The following is a 15,668-nucleotide window of genomic DNA, read 5'->3' as shown; positions in this document are numbered from 1 at the left end:
TAAAAAGCTGAAGTAGACTCCAGTTTTCTATAACGGTGCTGATTAAGGACACTGATGAGGCCTATTAGCCTCAGAGTGTCTCATATATTTCATTAATCAATGCGACTGTTTTATCCCATCCTAAACACGGATCTGTGATTGATTTGCCAAATACAACTGGCTCATCTTGTCGGCCATCTTCTAAATACGATTCGATCATAAAGCCTCGAACATATTTATGAATAAGCGGATTCCACTTGCGATTAATTAACGTTTGGCGAATAATTCTGATTTGTTCCAAATACCGTTTCCCTGAATTATCATGATTCGTATCGATCATAATAAATGGATTTTGAAGTCCCATCTTATCATAGCTAGCAATCGCATCTAATAAATTATCAGTGTAGTAGTTCGGAATATTTTTGCCATACTCGTTTAAGGCACCACGTAAAATAGCATGTGCTAACGGATTACCTTGTGTTTCCACTTCTGTTCGGTTAAACAGGAAATTCTGTGGTGATTGGGCAGCATATATGCCGTTAAACATCACACTAAGATTACCAGATGTCGGATTTTTCAGACCAACTGGTACATCAATCCCTGAGGCAACAAACCGGTGTTGTTGATTTTCAACTGACCGTGCACCAACAGCGATATAACTCACTAAATCGTCTACAATACGCAGGTTTTCAGGGTAGAGCATTTCGTCTGCGGTTGTTAATCCTGTTTCAGTAATCACTTTATAGTGTAATTCACGAACAGCCTTAATGCCATTTAGTAAATTCGGTTGTGCCGTTGCATCAGGCTGATGAATCAAGCCCTTATAGCCATCCCCATTTGTACGTGGTTTTGCTGTATAAACGCGCATCACCATGAAAATTTTATCTTTCACTTCTTCTTGAAGTTTAGCTAAGCGATGTGCATAGTCAAGCGCTGCTGCTTCGTTATCAGAAGAACATGGCCCAATCACGAGTAAGATACGGTCATCTTCTCCCTTGATAATGGCTTCGAGTTCGCGGTCACGACCTGCTTTTATCGCTTTAGTGGCTTCAGAGAGTTTACCCAACTCTTTGATATCTGCTATTTCTAGTTTTTTAGAGAGCGCTTTAAATGTCATATTTTTACTTTCAATTTTAAAATAATGTGAATAGGGTTAAACTGTTCTCATTCGACCATGACAATTCTTGAATTTCTTCCCAGAACCACATGGACAAATCTCATTACGTCCAACATTTGAAAAATCAAATTCAGACTCAGCAACTTGCTCTGATCCGACTGTCGTCAAGTTTTCTAGGGAAGCTGTCGTTACGACTTTAGGCGCATTATCTTGTTGGACTGCTGATTGTGGATGAATTTGCGCTTTCATCATTAATCGTGTCACTTCAAATTCAATCGCACCAATCATGTTATTAAACATCGAAAATGCTTCTTGTTGATATTCAACCAAGGGATTATTTTGGGCATAACCACGGAGGCCGACACTTTGACGCATTTGGTCCAATTGGTCAATATGGTCTGACCAATTGGTATCAACTGTCCTAAGAATAACGGCTTGTTGGAAACTCAATTGACGTTCTAAATCAATTAGTTTATCCATTTGTTGACCATAAACGACTTTGACTTTGTCAAAAATTAAGGCCTTGATTTCATCTAGGTTCAAGCTCTCAAGTTCAGTTGCTGTAATCGCACCATCTGATAGTAAGTTACTTTCAACTTGAACGATGAGATCCTGCATACCAGCTTCATCTAATTTACCTAGTGGCGCCTGACCAGCAACTAATCTATCGATTGTTCTATCAAACATGCCAAATAGGTATGGTGTCAAATCAGTTTTAGCTGTAATCACTTCATAACGTTGTTTGTAAACAACCTCACGTTGCTCACGAATGACATCATCGTACTGTAGGACTTGCTTACGAGAGTCATAGTTATTCCCCTCAACGCGTTTTTGTGACGCTTCAATTTGATTCGTGATCATACGAGACTTGATAACCGCATCTTCACCTTCAATTTTGAAACGGTCTAAAACAGCTGCAACCCGTTCACTACCAAAACGACGCATGAGGTCATCTTCCAATGATAGATAAAATTGTGACACACCTGGGTCACCTTGACGACCTGAACGACCACGTAACTGGTTATCAATACGACGGGATTCATGACGCTCAGTCCCGATAACAGCAAGACCACGATAGTCAGCTTCTGGGTGATCAACAACACCAGCACCGAGCTTGATATCCGTACCACGACCGGCCATATTGGTCGCGATTGTTACCGCACCGTTTTGACCAGCATTCATGATGATTTGCGCTTCTCTAAAATGATTCTTAGCATTTAAGACTTCATGTGGAATTCCTGCTTTAACAAGACGTTTAGAAATTAACTCTGATGTCTCCACACCGACTGTACCGATCAGGATAGGTTGTCCTTTTTCATGACGATCTTTTACATCTGCTACGACAGCGGCGAATTTAGACTCGATTGTTGGATACAACAAATCGGAATGGTCAATCCGAATAACTGGCATATTTGTCGGAATCGGAATAATTTGCATATTATAAATTTCGCGGAATTCTTCAGCCTCTGTTTTACCAGTCCCTGACATCCCTGCCAATTTTTTATACATACGGAAATAGTTTTGATAAGTAATAGACGCCATCGTTTTAGATTCATCTTGAATCGGAACAGCTTCTTTGGCTTCAATCGCTTGGTGAAGGCCATCAGAAAAACGTCTACCTTCCATAGCACGACCAGTAAATTGGTCAACAATCAACACTTCTTGATTTTCATCAACCATGTAATCATAGTCAAGTGACATGATATAATTGGCACGTAACGAATTATCCACATAGTGTGTCAAGGCTGCATTTTCAAGATCATAAAGGTTATCGATAGCAAAGAATTTCTCAGCTTTATCGATCCCCTCTTCTGTCAAGCCAATCGTTTTAGACTGTACATCAATCTTATAATCGTCGCCTTCTTCATAGTCTTCACGACCATTTAGTTGTTTAACAAACTGATCCGCACGATAATAAAGTGCACTTGAACTTTCTGCCTGACCCGAAATAATCAAAGGTGTCCTGGCTTCATCAATCAAAATCGAGTCAACTTCATCGACTAAGGCAAAATTAAGCGGACGTTGTGACATCTCTTCAAATGTCGTTACCATGTTATCACGTAGATAATCAAACCCTAACTCTGAGTTAGTCGAGTAGGTAATATCACAGGCATAGGCTTCCTGTTTTTCAGCAGGAGATTTAGTTGAAGAATTAATACCGACTGTAAGGCCTAGCCAGTTATAAAGTTCTCCCATCTCAGTCGCATCACGTGCAGACAGGTATTCATTTACAGTTACAACATGGACTCCCTTACCAGCTATCGCGTTCAGATAAACAGGCATGGTTGCAGTCAAGGTTTTACCTTCACCAGTCCGCATCTCAGGCACATCGCCATTATGTAAGACAATACCACCCATGATTTGAACATGATAAGGAAAAAGACCTAGCACACGTTTCGCACCTTCACGTGCTACAGCAAACGCTTCAGATAGCAACTCATCTAATGTTTCCCCAGCTTCATAACGTGTTTTAAATTCTACTGTTTTCGCTTGGAGGACGTCATCCGGTAAACTTGCATAATCTGCTTCATAAGCCTCAACTTTTTCAGCCATTTTATGTAGTTTTTTTAACTGTTTTTTATCATTTTCAATTATGTTTTGAATAATGTTTGCCATTTTTTCTCCTAGATAGTTGTAACCCCTGTTCTAAAACAGGATACTTCCTTTAATTCTACCATTTTATTAGATTAAGTTCAAACACAAAATAGGCAATCCTCACGTAAAAAGCTATTGTTTTATAAAAATGACAGAAAACAGATAGAAAGAGGCCCTGATAGGATAGTACCTATTTAATGGCATATAAAAAAACCGCCTGAGCGGATTTTTAAATAAATTAATTTGGGTAAATATAAGTCACTGAGCCATTACCAGTAGTTGTTGGATTAAACGCCGGACGGTGGCTGCCTAACGACATATTGCCAGCGTAATTTGATTCAATTACTTCAATGTTACTACCTTGTACACTTGTTACGTAAGCAACGTGACCATAACCACCATCATCAGGACCACCACTCCATGAAGCGATTGCACCAACCTGTGGTGTATAGCCTGTACGGAAACCTGCGGCTGCTGCTGAAGAAGCCCATTGTCCACCATTACCCCAGTTATTACCAGCCCAAGGCGCTGCAATTTTAGCACCCCAAGTACACTGACCAACAGGATATGTATTCGCTCCGCCACCACCATTTGGTTTTGGTGTTGGTGTTGGATTCGGTGTTGGTGTTGGTGCAGGATTCGGTGTTGGTGTCACTGGAACTATAGCTGCTGGCGTATTACTACCACCAGATGCTTGACTTGCTGCTTGAGCTGTTGAGGCTGTCACTTGATCAGTATAGGCTTTTTCAGCTGCTGCTGCTTGAGTTGCTGCTGCTTGTGCTGCTGCTTTTTGCTCTAAAAGTGATGATTTTTCACCTTCAGCAGTTGCACGCTCTGCAGATAAGTTCAACTGAGACACTTTAAGCTCTGCTTGACGTGTATTAAGTGTCTTAGCCTGAGTATCCATTTGGTCTTTTAACTTATAGCCTTCATCAACTTTTGCTTGATTTGATTTAACTGTTTTGACTAAATCAGCTTTCGCCGCTTCTTGCTGTTTCAACATGTCATCATTCGCTTTGACAATCGTTCTCATCGCTGAAATACGTGTCACTGCATCTGATAATGATTTAGAACTAACAACAGCATCTACATATGATGTTGCTGCACCATCTGTTTGAGCTGAGCGTGCTTGTGCTTTAAGAGACTCGTCACGTTGTGCAATCTCTTTGGTCAACTCTTGCGCTTTGGCATCTAGTTTTTTAGACTCATTTAGTAAATCTTCTGTATCTGATTTAAGTTTTGTTTGTTTTGCTGTCAACGTATCAACTTGTGCTTGAATACTCGTCACTTCTGACTGAGCTGTTGTTTCAGCACTCTTCGTCGAGGCAATTTTTGCATCTTGACTGGCGATTTTTGTATCTGTATCATCTGCAGCAACGACGATCGTAGTTGACACAGCTGATAATATAACTGTCGACAATAAGATCGTCGAGATTAGGCTTTTTTTCATATTAAAGTTATTCTCCTCCAAATATACGGTACAATTAGCTTCAAAATTAATTATACGCTTTCATTAGTCGTATGATGTTACAATACTATTACATTTTTTTATATGGCTGTAATGTTCTTTTCCCTTTTGTCACACCATACAATTTCTCTAGTGGAAACTGCAGTATAACAGCAAAGCAGACATTTAAAATGAGACTTGGTGCCATCTCATAGATGATATAATTTCCAAAATTAAACGTTGCCAGTTGAAATAGCAACATGATAGCTGCTGAGAAAAACTCAAAAGCGGTCACGATAATAATAATTGTAAAAATACGGGTTAACCGATTTTCAAACACCGTTTGTCTGATGTTATAGACAAATAGCACAATTAACGGAAACAACAAACTTGCAATCCCATAGACACCTACATAGTAGCTGTCATATACCATACCAATTATGAAAGCAATCAAGACCATATACCGATAGCTATGCTGTAGAATACTATAGGTCAGAAATATTAAGAATAAACTAGATGTTACTGTCATATCTGTGCTACTGAGCGCCTGTGTGATATGACCATCAACTAGCATAAGGCCTAGTAATATCAGGGGCGTGAAAAATTGAAACGAGAATCTACTCACACACGTCCCCCCTCGCTTAGATCACCATCATGCCTATATATATCAGAGAGTCTAGCGTTAACTCTTTTTAGCATCTATTATCTCCTTAAATTACTGTTCCATTCACAACTACACTCAATTCTTATCACTGCTACAAGCATCCCAAAAAGTTAAGTTATTACATCATAAATTATATCTAGAAAAGTATCACTTACTCAAGTATAGCATTTCTTATTGTTTTTTTCTATTGCTACTTTTTGTTGTCCCCCTCTGAATGGTAGCACTTTTTTAAAAAAAGACTCTCCAGACAAGCTAGCATACAATGTAAAATCTAAAAAAACTAGCACTTTCAAATTAGCTAGTTTTTTACTATAAAATGCCTGATCACTCGTCTGAGTTAGTTTCATTTAAACCACGTTTGATAACAAAAACAAACTGAATATTATCAAAACGTCCTGTTGGCTTGACATAGACTTGACGATCTATCCCTTTAGTGTCTTTATTTTCACCAATGATTTCACCGACCGTTAGGTCTGCTGGTGAATTGCCACCAAGTCCTGACGTCATCACCGCATCCCCCTTATTAAAGGTCATATCCGATGACATTTGACTGACGATAAATGCGTTTTGTTGTGCATCATAGCCTGTAATCAACCCATAAGCTGGATTATTTGCTGAACCGAGTCTAACTGGAATTTTATTTTCCAAGGCCTTATCAGATGTCAAGAGTGCTACTTTTGCTGTTGTTTTATTGACCTGAACGATACGACCAACAACGCCACCATTGCTCATGACAATCATATCTTCCTTCAAACCATCTGACTTGCCTTTATCGATTGTCATAACATCATGCCAAGCATTGGGCGTTCTGACAACGACATTTGATGAGATTTTGTCGTAGTTTGTCAGTGTGTTTTCTAATGCAAGCGCTGATTTTAATGCCTTGTTCTCAGCCTTTAAACTGCTAAGTTCAACTGATTCATCCGTTAATTTGGAAACTTGTTTACTCAGGCTAGCATTTTTTTCGTATGTTGTTAACAAATTACTGACATCACTCATCTTGTCTTGAAAAAAATCAAAAGGAATGGCAATCACTTTATCAAGTCCACCTACTGTACCATTAATAGCTAAACTCATAGCTGATGGCGTTTGTTTTGCCTTATAACGCTGTGCTGACACCATGATTGCAACACAGGCACTAATGATCATGATCAGTGCTATGATGATGATTTTACTAAAGTTTATTTTTTTCACTATCTTACTATCTCCACATTGATTGATGAAACTAATCTATCTATTAAACGCTAAGCACTGATGCATGCGGGTTGCTAAAGCTTACCCAGGATACATCACAAGTAGGTCAACTCTATTTACTATCGCCAAATCGTCATGTTCACTTAACTTATTTTATTTTATCAAAATTTGGCAAAATTTGATAGAATAGAGATAAGAAAATTAACGGAGAAAAAATATGATTCCAACTTTTGGCAACAAACTTGACAATGTAGATTATCAAGCACGTTATGGTGTCTATGGTATCGTCGCACGACACAATAATACCGAGATTTGTCTCGTGCAAGCACCGAATGGTGCTTACTTTCTACCTGGTGGTGAAATTGAACTCGGCGAAGATCACAAAAAAGCACTACATCGAGAATTGCATGAGGAGCTGGGCGCTAAGGCTAAACTGGGTAAATTTTTAGGACAAGCAGATGAGTTCTTCTACTCATCTCATCGGGATACCTATTATCATAATCCTGCCTATATCTATGAAACAATTGGTTATGAAATCTTAGGTGCACCATTAGAAGATTTTAATCATATCGACTGGTTTCCTGTCGATCAAGCTATCTTAAAACTTAAAAGAGGCAGCCATAAGTGGGGCGTAACAACTTGGCAAGACTACCTCAATTCACTATAATCAAAAAAACTGTCGGTCGACAGTTTTTTTGATTTATTTTAGTGCTTCTTATAAGCTAACGTATAGAATAAGGAAATCAAAATAGCCCCACCTACAATATTCCCTAGATAAACAGGGATGAAATTACTAATAAAGTCTACCCAAGTGGCATGTCCCATAAAAATCATAAAAGGAATTAAAAAACTATTTGCCACACTATGCTGGAAGCCAATCGCCACAAAGGTCATGACTGGAAACCAGATCGCGAGTATCTTACCTGAAAAATCTTTAGCACCATAACTTAACCAAACAGCCAAGCCTACAAACCAGTTACAGCCAATTCCTGAAAAGAAAGAGGTCAAAAAATTAGCAGTTAGTTTACCTTGTCCAACATGAAGCGCCTCTTTTAGGGCAGCACCAGACGTCAAGGTCCCTGCTAGCACACCGAATGCGTAAGCAACAAAAATTGCACCGACTATATTAGCTAGGGTAATCACTAGCCAGTTTTGCAAAAGCTCAGATAGGGTGACCCGTTTTTTAAAATAACCGACAGCAACTGCCATCATGTTACCCGTGATCAACTCACCCCCCGCAAGTAAAATCACGATTAACCCAACTGGAAAAACAGCTGCACCTGCAAGGCCGCCGCCTACCCGTAGATAAGCCAAATAGCCGAGTGAAATCATCGCGCCACCGATAAATCCCAAAATCATTTTGGTAAGTAGCGGTTTGTTGACTTTAACGACAGCAGTTGCCGCAGTTTGTTCTAAAATCTCTTCCGGTGTGTACATAACCCAAGTATACTCTTTTCTATTCATAAAATCGGCCAACCTAAAACAGTTGCACTTAGTGCTCATATCAGATTATTTTGGCAGCGTAACATGCGCACAACTGCACTATTTTAACCCAATATTTCTGTTAGACCTCTTGTCTCAAACCCAATTTTACCTTATTTTGGAAACGATTACAAGTTATTTTGTGATTATTTTCACACCTTCGCTAGCACTACCAACAATTACTTTTTTGACCATGCCATTAAAGAGACCATGCTCTACGACACCAACTGTTTCATCTAACAAGTTAGCCAGACGTTCGGGATCTTTTATTTCTGCCAAATGCAGATCAATAATATGATTACCCATGTCAGTTACCACAATCTCGCCACTTGCATCCACACGAACAACCGGGTTAAAGCCTAGCTTCTCAAATAGGCGAAACACCTGTCCATAGCCAAATGTCACAACCTCGACTGGTAATGGGAAGGCACCTAGATGTGTCACCATTTTAGCATCGTCTACGATCCAAATATAGTCCCGACTATAAGTGGCAACGATTTTCTCCATCAAAAGGGCAGCACCACCACCTTTTATGCCATTAAGTGCAAGGTCAACTTCATCAGCACCATCAACCGTTAAGTCAATGGCATCCACGTCATCAATATTCTTTAGGGCGATCCCAAGACGACATGCCTGCTCACTTGTGACACTTGACGTCGTGACCCCTACAATCTGCAAGTTTTCTTCGGCAACACGTCTGCCAAGCTCAGCCACAAAAAATGCCGCTGTAGACCCTGTCCCTAGGCCAACAATCATCCCGTCCTTGACAAATTTGGCCGCTTCAACACCAACTAATTTTTTTATATTTTCCATAAGCTCATTATAGCAAAAAGACTTAATTTAGGTAAGCTAAATTAAGTCTTTTATATCCCTATAAATACTGGGCGTATCTTTTGTTTTTATCTATTGTTGTAAGAGATCAAACTGCGATTGATAGAGGTGGTAATAATTCCCTTTCAAGGCCATCAAGCTATCATGATTACCCGATTCTTGAACCCCTCCTTTATCAATATAAAAAATACGATCAGAATTTTTTATGGTTGATAAGCGATGCGCGATGATAAAGGACGTCCGGCCAACCAATAGCCGATCTAGCCCGTCTTGTAACAGACTTTCAGTCTTTGTATCGATACTTGATGTCGCTTCATCCAGAATTAAAATTTTTGGATTGGCTAAAAGTGCACGTGCAAAGGAAATTAATTGTCTTTGACCAGCAGATAAGGTACTGCCGCGTTCTTTCACTTCCGTATGGTAACCATCTCTTAATTCCACGATAAAGTCATGGGCACGGACGACTTTAGCTGCGGCAACCACTTCTGCTTCACTCGCATCTAAGCGACCATACCGAATATTTTCTAAGACTGTCCCAGAAAAGATGAACGTATCTTGTAGCATGACGCCCATTTGTTGTCGCAATGACGTTAAGGTAGCACGACGAATATCGACACCATCTATCAAAATCTCACCGGCATCAATATCATAGAACCGACTGAGTAAGTTAATCACAGTCGTCTTACCGGCACCTGTTGGCCCAACCAAAGCGATCGACTCTCCTGGTGTCACATGAAACGTAATGTCCTTTAAGATTTCTTTGCCTGACTCATAGCCAAATGTCACATGATTAAAAGTAACATCTCCCTTAATAGGTGGTAAGACAAAGGCATCAGGCGCATCCTCAATCTCAGGTTTCACATCCAATGTTTCAAAAATCCGTTCTAAATAAGCTGTTGCTGTAATCAGGGAATTATAGAAATTGCCGATATTAATCACTGGATCCCAAAAGTTCTTGATATAGCCAATAAAAGCAATTAAGGTACCTGTCGAGACCTCTACACCTAACTTTTTAATGCCGATGAAATAGATGAGACAGGTTGTCAAAACTGAAACAGTTTGCACACCTGGCCATAAAAGAAACTGGATATAAATTGCTTTCATCCAGGATGTCCGATATCCCTGACTGACATCAGAAAAAATATTGAAATTTTCATTTTCACGTGAGAATGACTGTGTCACCTTGATTCCTGAAATACTTTCATGGATGTAGGCATTCATATTAGATTGCTTATTACTCAAGTTTTGATAGGCCTTACGCTGGGCATTCTTGATCAGCATGACAAATACAAACAAAACAGGTAGCAAGGCTAAACTGTATAGCGTTAACTTAAAGTCGATGGCAAACATGAATAGCAAGGTCACGACCACACTCAACATATCTGAGATGAGGTTGATCAAGCCATTTGACAATAAATCACTTAAGGAGTTGATGTAGTTGACCACGCGAATTAAAACTTTACCATGGGGACGACTATCAAAGTAAGCGAAGGGTAATTTCTGTAAATGCTCGAAGATATCTGAGCGCATATCTTTTAAGACGTCCTGACCAAGTACCGTGATTGTTCGAATCCGGTAGCGCATGCACCAACCTGTTACGATGACAGATAATGTAAACCCGATTGCCAAAAGTCCTAGCATCCCTAGATTTTTTTGGGGAATGACATCATCTATCACTAATTTAGTGAAGAACGGTCCTAACATGGCTGCGATATTGGCCAGAAAAATAACCGATAATGTCCGATAGACTGTTTTTTTATAGGGCACGATATAGTTAAACAAACGTTTAAAATGTGCAGCATTAAAGGATTCTTCCAGGGTTTCATCGACGTCAAATTTATTTCTAGCCATTAGCTACCTCCTCCCATTTCTATCCCAAAGTTACCGAGTTGTTTATTATAGACATCATAATAATAGCCTTTTTTCGCCAAAAGACTGTCGTGTGTCCCACGCTCTACAATTTTACCATGTGCCATGATAATAATTTCGTCAGCTTCTTTAACAGATGACACACGGTGGGCGATAATAAAGGTTGTCTTATCAGATGTTATTTGGTCTAACTCTTCTTGAATTCTAGTCTCTGTCTCCATATCAACGGCTGACGTTGTATCATCTAAAATCAAGATTGCTGGATCTTTCATCAAGGCACGCGCTAAGGAAATACGTTGCTTTTGACCACCAGATAAGCCAACACCTCGTTCTCCTACAATCGTCTCATAGCCTTCTGGCATCTGCTCAATAAAATGATTGGCATCTGCTATACGCGCCATTTTTCTGACCTCATCACCATCTGCACCTGGTACACCAAATGCAATGTTTTCTGCAATCGTATCAGAAAATAAAAAGATATCTTGCATGACCAGTGCGATATGGTTGCGGAGCTGTCTGACATGCCACTTTCTAGCATCAACACCATCCAGTTTCACCACACCAGAAGTCGGATCATAGAAGCGGGCGATAAGATTAACTAATGTCGATTTACCAGACCCTGTTTCTCCGAGGATACCGATTGTTTGACCAGGTGCGGCCTTTAGAGAGACATGTGATAAAACCTCTGTTTCTGGATCATCAGCAAAATGAAAGGACACATCCTCAAAATCAACATAGCCTTTTAGCGTTTTCGCTGATTTTTCAGATACAAGTGGAATTTTTGTTTCTGAGTCTAACATGTCTCGAATTTTAAAGGATGACGCAACAAATCGTTGGACATCATTGATCAGCCAACCACTCATCCGCATTGGCATATTAATCATCCATAAAACACCGTTAAAGGTAACCAGATTCCCTAGGGTCATCTGACCATTAATCACGAAGTAGCCACCTAAAACAAGCGTAATAATGGCTAGACAGCCTGCCAGAGAGTCTAGAATCGGTAAGTATTTTCTAGACACCTCAGCTGAATCGATGTTACGCTGTCTAAAGTCATCATTGTGGGCATTAAATTTCTCGATTTCAAATGCCTCACGTGTGAATGCTTTGACCACTCTATTGCCACTAATATTCTCCTCCACCATGGAGTTGAGCCTAGAAAAACTCTCACGAATTTCATAAAACAGCGGACTTGCTTGACGCGACATCCTGCTGGTCAGATAGGCAATCAAAGGGGTAACCGCAAGTAGGGCTAACATTAACCGCCAATCAATACTTGCCATCACAACCACTGCTGCGATGAATAATAAAGCATTTTCCAATAAGGTATAAACAACCCACGAAACAAAGTGACGAATGGCATCCGTATCACCTGTCATACGTGCCATAATATCCCCTACTCGCGTTTGATTAAAGAAACCAAAATCCATCTCTTGCAACTTAACATATAAATCCTCACGGATTTTATAAAGTGTATTTTGACCAATCACTTCAAACAAAATCTGATAAGCATAGCGCAAGATAATTCGAAAAACGGTTATCCCAATCATGCCACCTAGAATCGGGAGCAACCACTCTGTTTTCCCTTGATCAATCACGACATCAACTAACTCGCCCCCAAGGAGCGGGAAAATAATAGACAAACCCGACACGATAGCCACGAGTAACACTGCTAAGACGATCCGCCATCTGTAAACTTTGGCATATTGCCAAACCCATTTAATACTATCCATAATACCCCCTCATACTGCCTAATTATGTTGCTTAACTCTAGCTTAAAACAAGTCTCTTCAAAAGAGAATGGTCTTTATTGTCAAAATAGATAGACAAAGTTACCCTACTTACGATTACAAAAAATATGATAAAATAGGCCTATTGACCTATCAAATTACCCCTAACTGAATACCTCATTGCCATCGTAAAGGGAGTCATTATGTTACAGCTAAATACGAAAACGTTCAATCCTGAAATTTTATATGTTTTTGATTATGAAAACATCGGCCCAACTACTAACAAACATCATTGCCATGACTTTTTGGAACTGTCTATTGTGCTAGATGGTAGTGTAGACTATGTGATTGGTGATCAAAAAACGCGCATACCAGAAAAAACACTCTTACTATTTAATCCTGGTGTCTATCATCACGAATCCTACGAAACTGGTATGTCTGCAACACAACTGCATATTGGTTTTCGAAACCTGACACTGCATGGTGTGCCACGTGACCGGTTTCCGTTCACCTCTTCTATTATCAAGTTAACTGACTTTGAAACCCAGTTTTTTGATGTCTGTCAGGCTATCCTGCTAGAAAAAGCGACCGCTTATCCTGGATACGATTTGATGATTAAGGCTCTCGTCATGAAATTAATTGTCCTTATCTTACGAGACTCAGCCACTAGCCAACTTGAAACCAATGCACTCAAGTTATCTTATGAAGCACAAGAGAAGCAAATCATGATTGAGCATATCATCGACTACTTGGAAGCGCATCATGATGAAGAGGTGTCCTTATCTACTTTGTCACAAACACTCTATATGAGCCCCACCTATATTTCTCGGGTATTTAAAGAAGAGACTGGCGAATCTCCGATTAATTACCTGATCAAAATTCGCTTAGCCCGTGCCAAAGCTTTACTAAAGAGCAACGCTAACATTACCGTTAAGGAAGCCGCAAATCAAGTTGGCTATAGCGATGCTTTCTACTTCAGCAAGCTCTTTAAAAAATATTACGGCAAATCCCCGTCCACTTTGCTAAGACGACATAAATAGCCTGTCTATCAGACAAGGCTATTTATTTACTCATATTTTCCGGCATTTGCACGAGATACTTTGCGTACGCGACCTTTAATTTTCTCAGTTTGGAGCGCTTTTAATACCTTACTACCATTGCCATTTAGAATCTCAACAAAAGTAGACACTTCCACGATAGCAATCACACCGATATCATCACCACTAATACCAGGAATACTAGTAATGGCACCGACCACATCACCTGCTCGTAATTTTGTTTTCTTACCTGCATTGATATGGAGTTTCATGATTTCATCTTTAAAGACTGTATTCTTATCTGTTTTCAAGACGAGTTCTCTATTTTGTTTAGCGATAAACGAAGGCAGACGTTTATCAAACAGGCTAACGCTTGGTAACTGCATCTCTGTTATGGTCGCATCAATCCCCGCTTGAACCTGCTCGATTTTAGCAAAATCACTTCGTTGTGCTGCACTAACCAATGAAATTGCTTGTCCCGTTTTTTCGAAACGCGCCGATCTTCCGATACGGTGGGTATAGGCATCAGGATTATCAGGTAGATCATAATTATAGACAACCGCGATATCTGCGACATCTATGCCACGCGCTGCGACGTCTGTCGCAATCAAATAACGGAAATAATTATGTTTAAAATCATTAATCACACGCGTTCGATCGCGTTGCTCCATACCACCATGCAAGGTTTCATTTGGCACTTTTTTCTGCTGTAAGTAGTCTGAAATGGCATCAACTGCAGCTCTGGTATTGGCAAAAATAATAGCCGAGTCTGGATTTTCCATCACCAATAACTGGTATAGATTTTCTAGCTTATCTTCCTTGTCAACTAAATAGAAAGTTTGCTCAATTCGTTTTGATACAGCATTGGTCGCCTTAACCTCAACCAAGATCGGATTTTTTACATAGAAATCCGCGACATCTCTAACTGCCTTCGGTAAAGTCGCTGAAAATAGGGCGACCTGAGGTTTGCTTGGCAACTCTTCAAATATGGCATCAACCTGATCCATAAAGCCCATGCTGAGCATCTCATCTACTTCGTCAAGCACAACAAGCTTAATTAAGTCTAACTGAATCGTCCCTTGCGCGATATGATCTAATAATCTACCCGGCGTCGCAACGACAACATGCGTTCGTTCTTTCAAATTACGAACCTGTGCTTGAAAAGATGAATGCCCGATCAGCGTTTCAACTTTTATCCGTTTGAAACGTCCAACATTAAAAATCTCCTCACTGATTTGCGAGGCAAGTTCACGTGTCGGTGCAAGCACAAGTACTTGCGGGCGACGTTCTTCCCAAACTACTGTTTCAACGATTGGTATGGCAAAAGCGGCCGTTTTACCACTACCCGTCTGTGACTTAACAAGTAAGTCATGTCCCGCTGTCAATTCTGAAATAACAGCTTCTTGTACCTCGGTTGGTTGCGTATATCCTAGAGCAGTCAGTGCCTGCTGTGTTTTTTGGCTTATATTTAATGTATCAAATGTCTTCATCTTGTGATTATACCATGTAACCCCACCAGACCGCAATAGGTCTCACGAAAGGCGGTAGGATGAGAGTTCTTAAAAAACGACCTCCATAGATTTAAACCAAAGAATGGTTTAAACGCAACTCTTTTTTCAGGCAAGGTGCTTTAGACCTAGTCAAATGTAATAATAGATTCGGTCTATTTTGATCATCTACTTCTTTTCTGCTATATCACTTTTAAACTTTAACGCGATACTAT

The 15,668-nt window shown here is 39.9% G+C and carries 11 protein-coding genes and 2 pseudogenes; 2 read left to right on the top strand and 11 right to left on the bottom strand.

Going from position 1 to position 15,668, the window contains the following annotated elements; all coding sequences use genetic code 11:
* Positions 1-70: 70 nt before the first annotated feature.
* From RU86_RS02080 to mreC, 6 genes and pseudogenes are all read right to left on the bottom strand, one after another.
* Positions 71-1,096, bottom strand: coding sequence for a 3-deoxy-7-phosphoheptulonate synthase (locus RU86_RS02080; protein ID WP_096813816.1), 1,026 nt, complete (start codon positions 1,094-1,096; stop codon positions 71-73).
* Positions 1,097-1,132: 36 nt separating this feature from the next.
* Positions 1,133-1,222: pseudogene (locus RU86_RS12470) on the bottom strand (SEC-C metal-binding domain-containing protein); the annotation flags it as partial.
* A gap of 101 nt (positions 1,223-1,323) precedes the next feature.
* Positions 1,324-3,712, bottom strand: a pseudogene (gene secA, locus RU86_RS02075) (preprotein translocase subunit SecA); the annotation flags it as partial.
* Between the two features lie 217 nt (positions 3,713-3,929).
* On the bottom strand, positions 3,930-5,141 hold the full coding sequence (gene pcsB, locus RU86_RS02070; RefSeq protein ID WP_096813813.1) for a peptidoglycan hydrolase PcsB: 1,212 nt from the start codon (positions 5,139-5,141) through the stop codon (positions 3,930-3,932).
* A gap of 88 nt (positions 5,142-5,229) precedes the next feature.
* Entirely contained in the window at positions 5,230-5,763 is a 534-nt protein-coding gene (mreD, locus tag RU86_RS02065) for a rod shape-determining protein MreD (RefSeq protein ID WP_096813812.1), read from the bottom strand.
* A gap of 363 nt (positions 5,764-6,126) precedes the next feature.
* On the bottom strand, positions 6,127-6,996 hold the full coding sequence (gene mreC, locus RU86_RS02055; protein WP_096813810.1) for a rod shape-determining protein MreC: 870 nt from the start codon (positions 6,994-6,996) through the stop codon (positions 6,127-6,129).
* Positions 6,997-7,213: 217 nt separating this feature from the next.
* Between mreC and RU86_RS02050 the strand changes: the two genes are divergently transcribed.
* Entirely contained in the window at positions 7,214-7,663 is a 450-nt protein-coding gene (locus tag RU86_RS02050; protein WP_047916226.1) for an NUDIX hydrolase, read from the top strand.
* Positions 7,664-7,701: 38 nt separating this feature from the next.
* Here the strand turns inward: RU86_RS02050 and RU86_RS02045 are convergent, their stop codons facing one another.
* The 4 genes from RU86_RS02045 to RU86_RS02030 form a co-directional block, all read right to left on the bottom strand.
* Positions 7,702-8,433 (bottom strand): formate/nitrite transporter family protein, encoded by a 732-nt coding sequence (locus tag RU86_RS02045; protein WP_096813809.1) that lies wholly within the window; start codon positions 8,431-8,433, stop codon positions 7,702-7,704.
* 180 nt (positions 8,434-8,613) lie between these two features.
* On the bottom strand, positions 8,614-9,291 hold the full coding sequence (rpiA, locus tag RU86_RS02040) for a ribose-5-phosphate isomerase RpiA (RefSeq protein WP_096813808.1): 678 nt from the start codon (positions 9,289-9,291) through the stop codon (positions 8,614-8,616).
* Between the two features lie 90 nt (positions 9,292-9,381).
* On the bottom strand, positions 9,382-11,160 hold the full coding sequence (locus tag RU86_RS02035; RefSeq protein ID WP_096813807.1) for an ABC transporter ATP-binding protein: 1,779 nt from the start codon (positions 11,158-11,160) through the stop codon (positions 9,382-9,384).
* Positions 11,160-12,911, bottom strand: coding sequence for an ABC transporter ATP-binding protein (locus RU86_RS02030; RefSeq protein WP_096813806.1), 1,752 nt, complete (start codon positions 12,909-12,911; stop codon positions 11,160-11,162). Before RU86_RS02030 ends, RU86_RS02035 begins: the two co-directional genes overlap by 1 nt.
* Positions 12,912-13,111: 200 nt before the next feature.
* Here RU86_RS02030 and RU86_RS02025 point away from each other — a divergent pair, with 200 nt between their 5' ends.
* Entirely contained in the window at positions 13,112-13,948 is an 837-nt protein-coding gene (locus RU86_RS02025) for a helix-turn-helix domain-containing protein (RefSeq protein ID WP_096813805.1), read from the top strand.
* Between the two features lie 26 nt (positions 13,949-13,974).
* Here the strand turns inward: RU86_RS02025 and RU86_RS02020 are convergent, their stop codons facing one another.
* On the bottom strand, positions 13,975-15,435 hold the full coding sequence (locus RU86_RS02020) for a DEAD/DEAH box helicase (RefSeq protein WP_096813804.1): 1,461 nt from the start codon (positions 15,433-15,435) through the stop codon (positions 13,975-13,977).
* Positions 15,436-15,668: the final 233 nt, after the last annotated feature.

The sequence above is a fragment of the Pseudolactococcus piscium genome (genome assembly GCF_002441695.1).
Classification (GTDB): Bacteria; Bacillota; Bacilli; order Lactobacillales; family Streptococcaceae; genus Pseudolactococcus; species Pseudolactococcus piscium.
The sequence above is the reverse complement of the archived record's forward strand: the minus strand, read 5'-3'. Positions and strand labels throughout refer to the sequence as shown.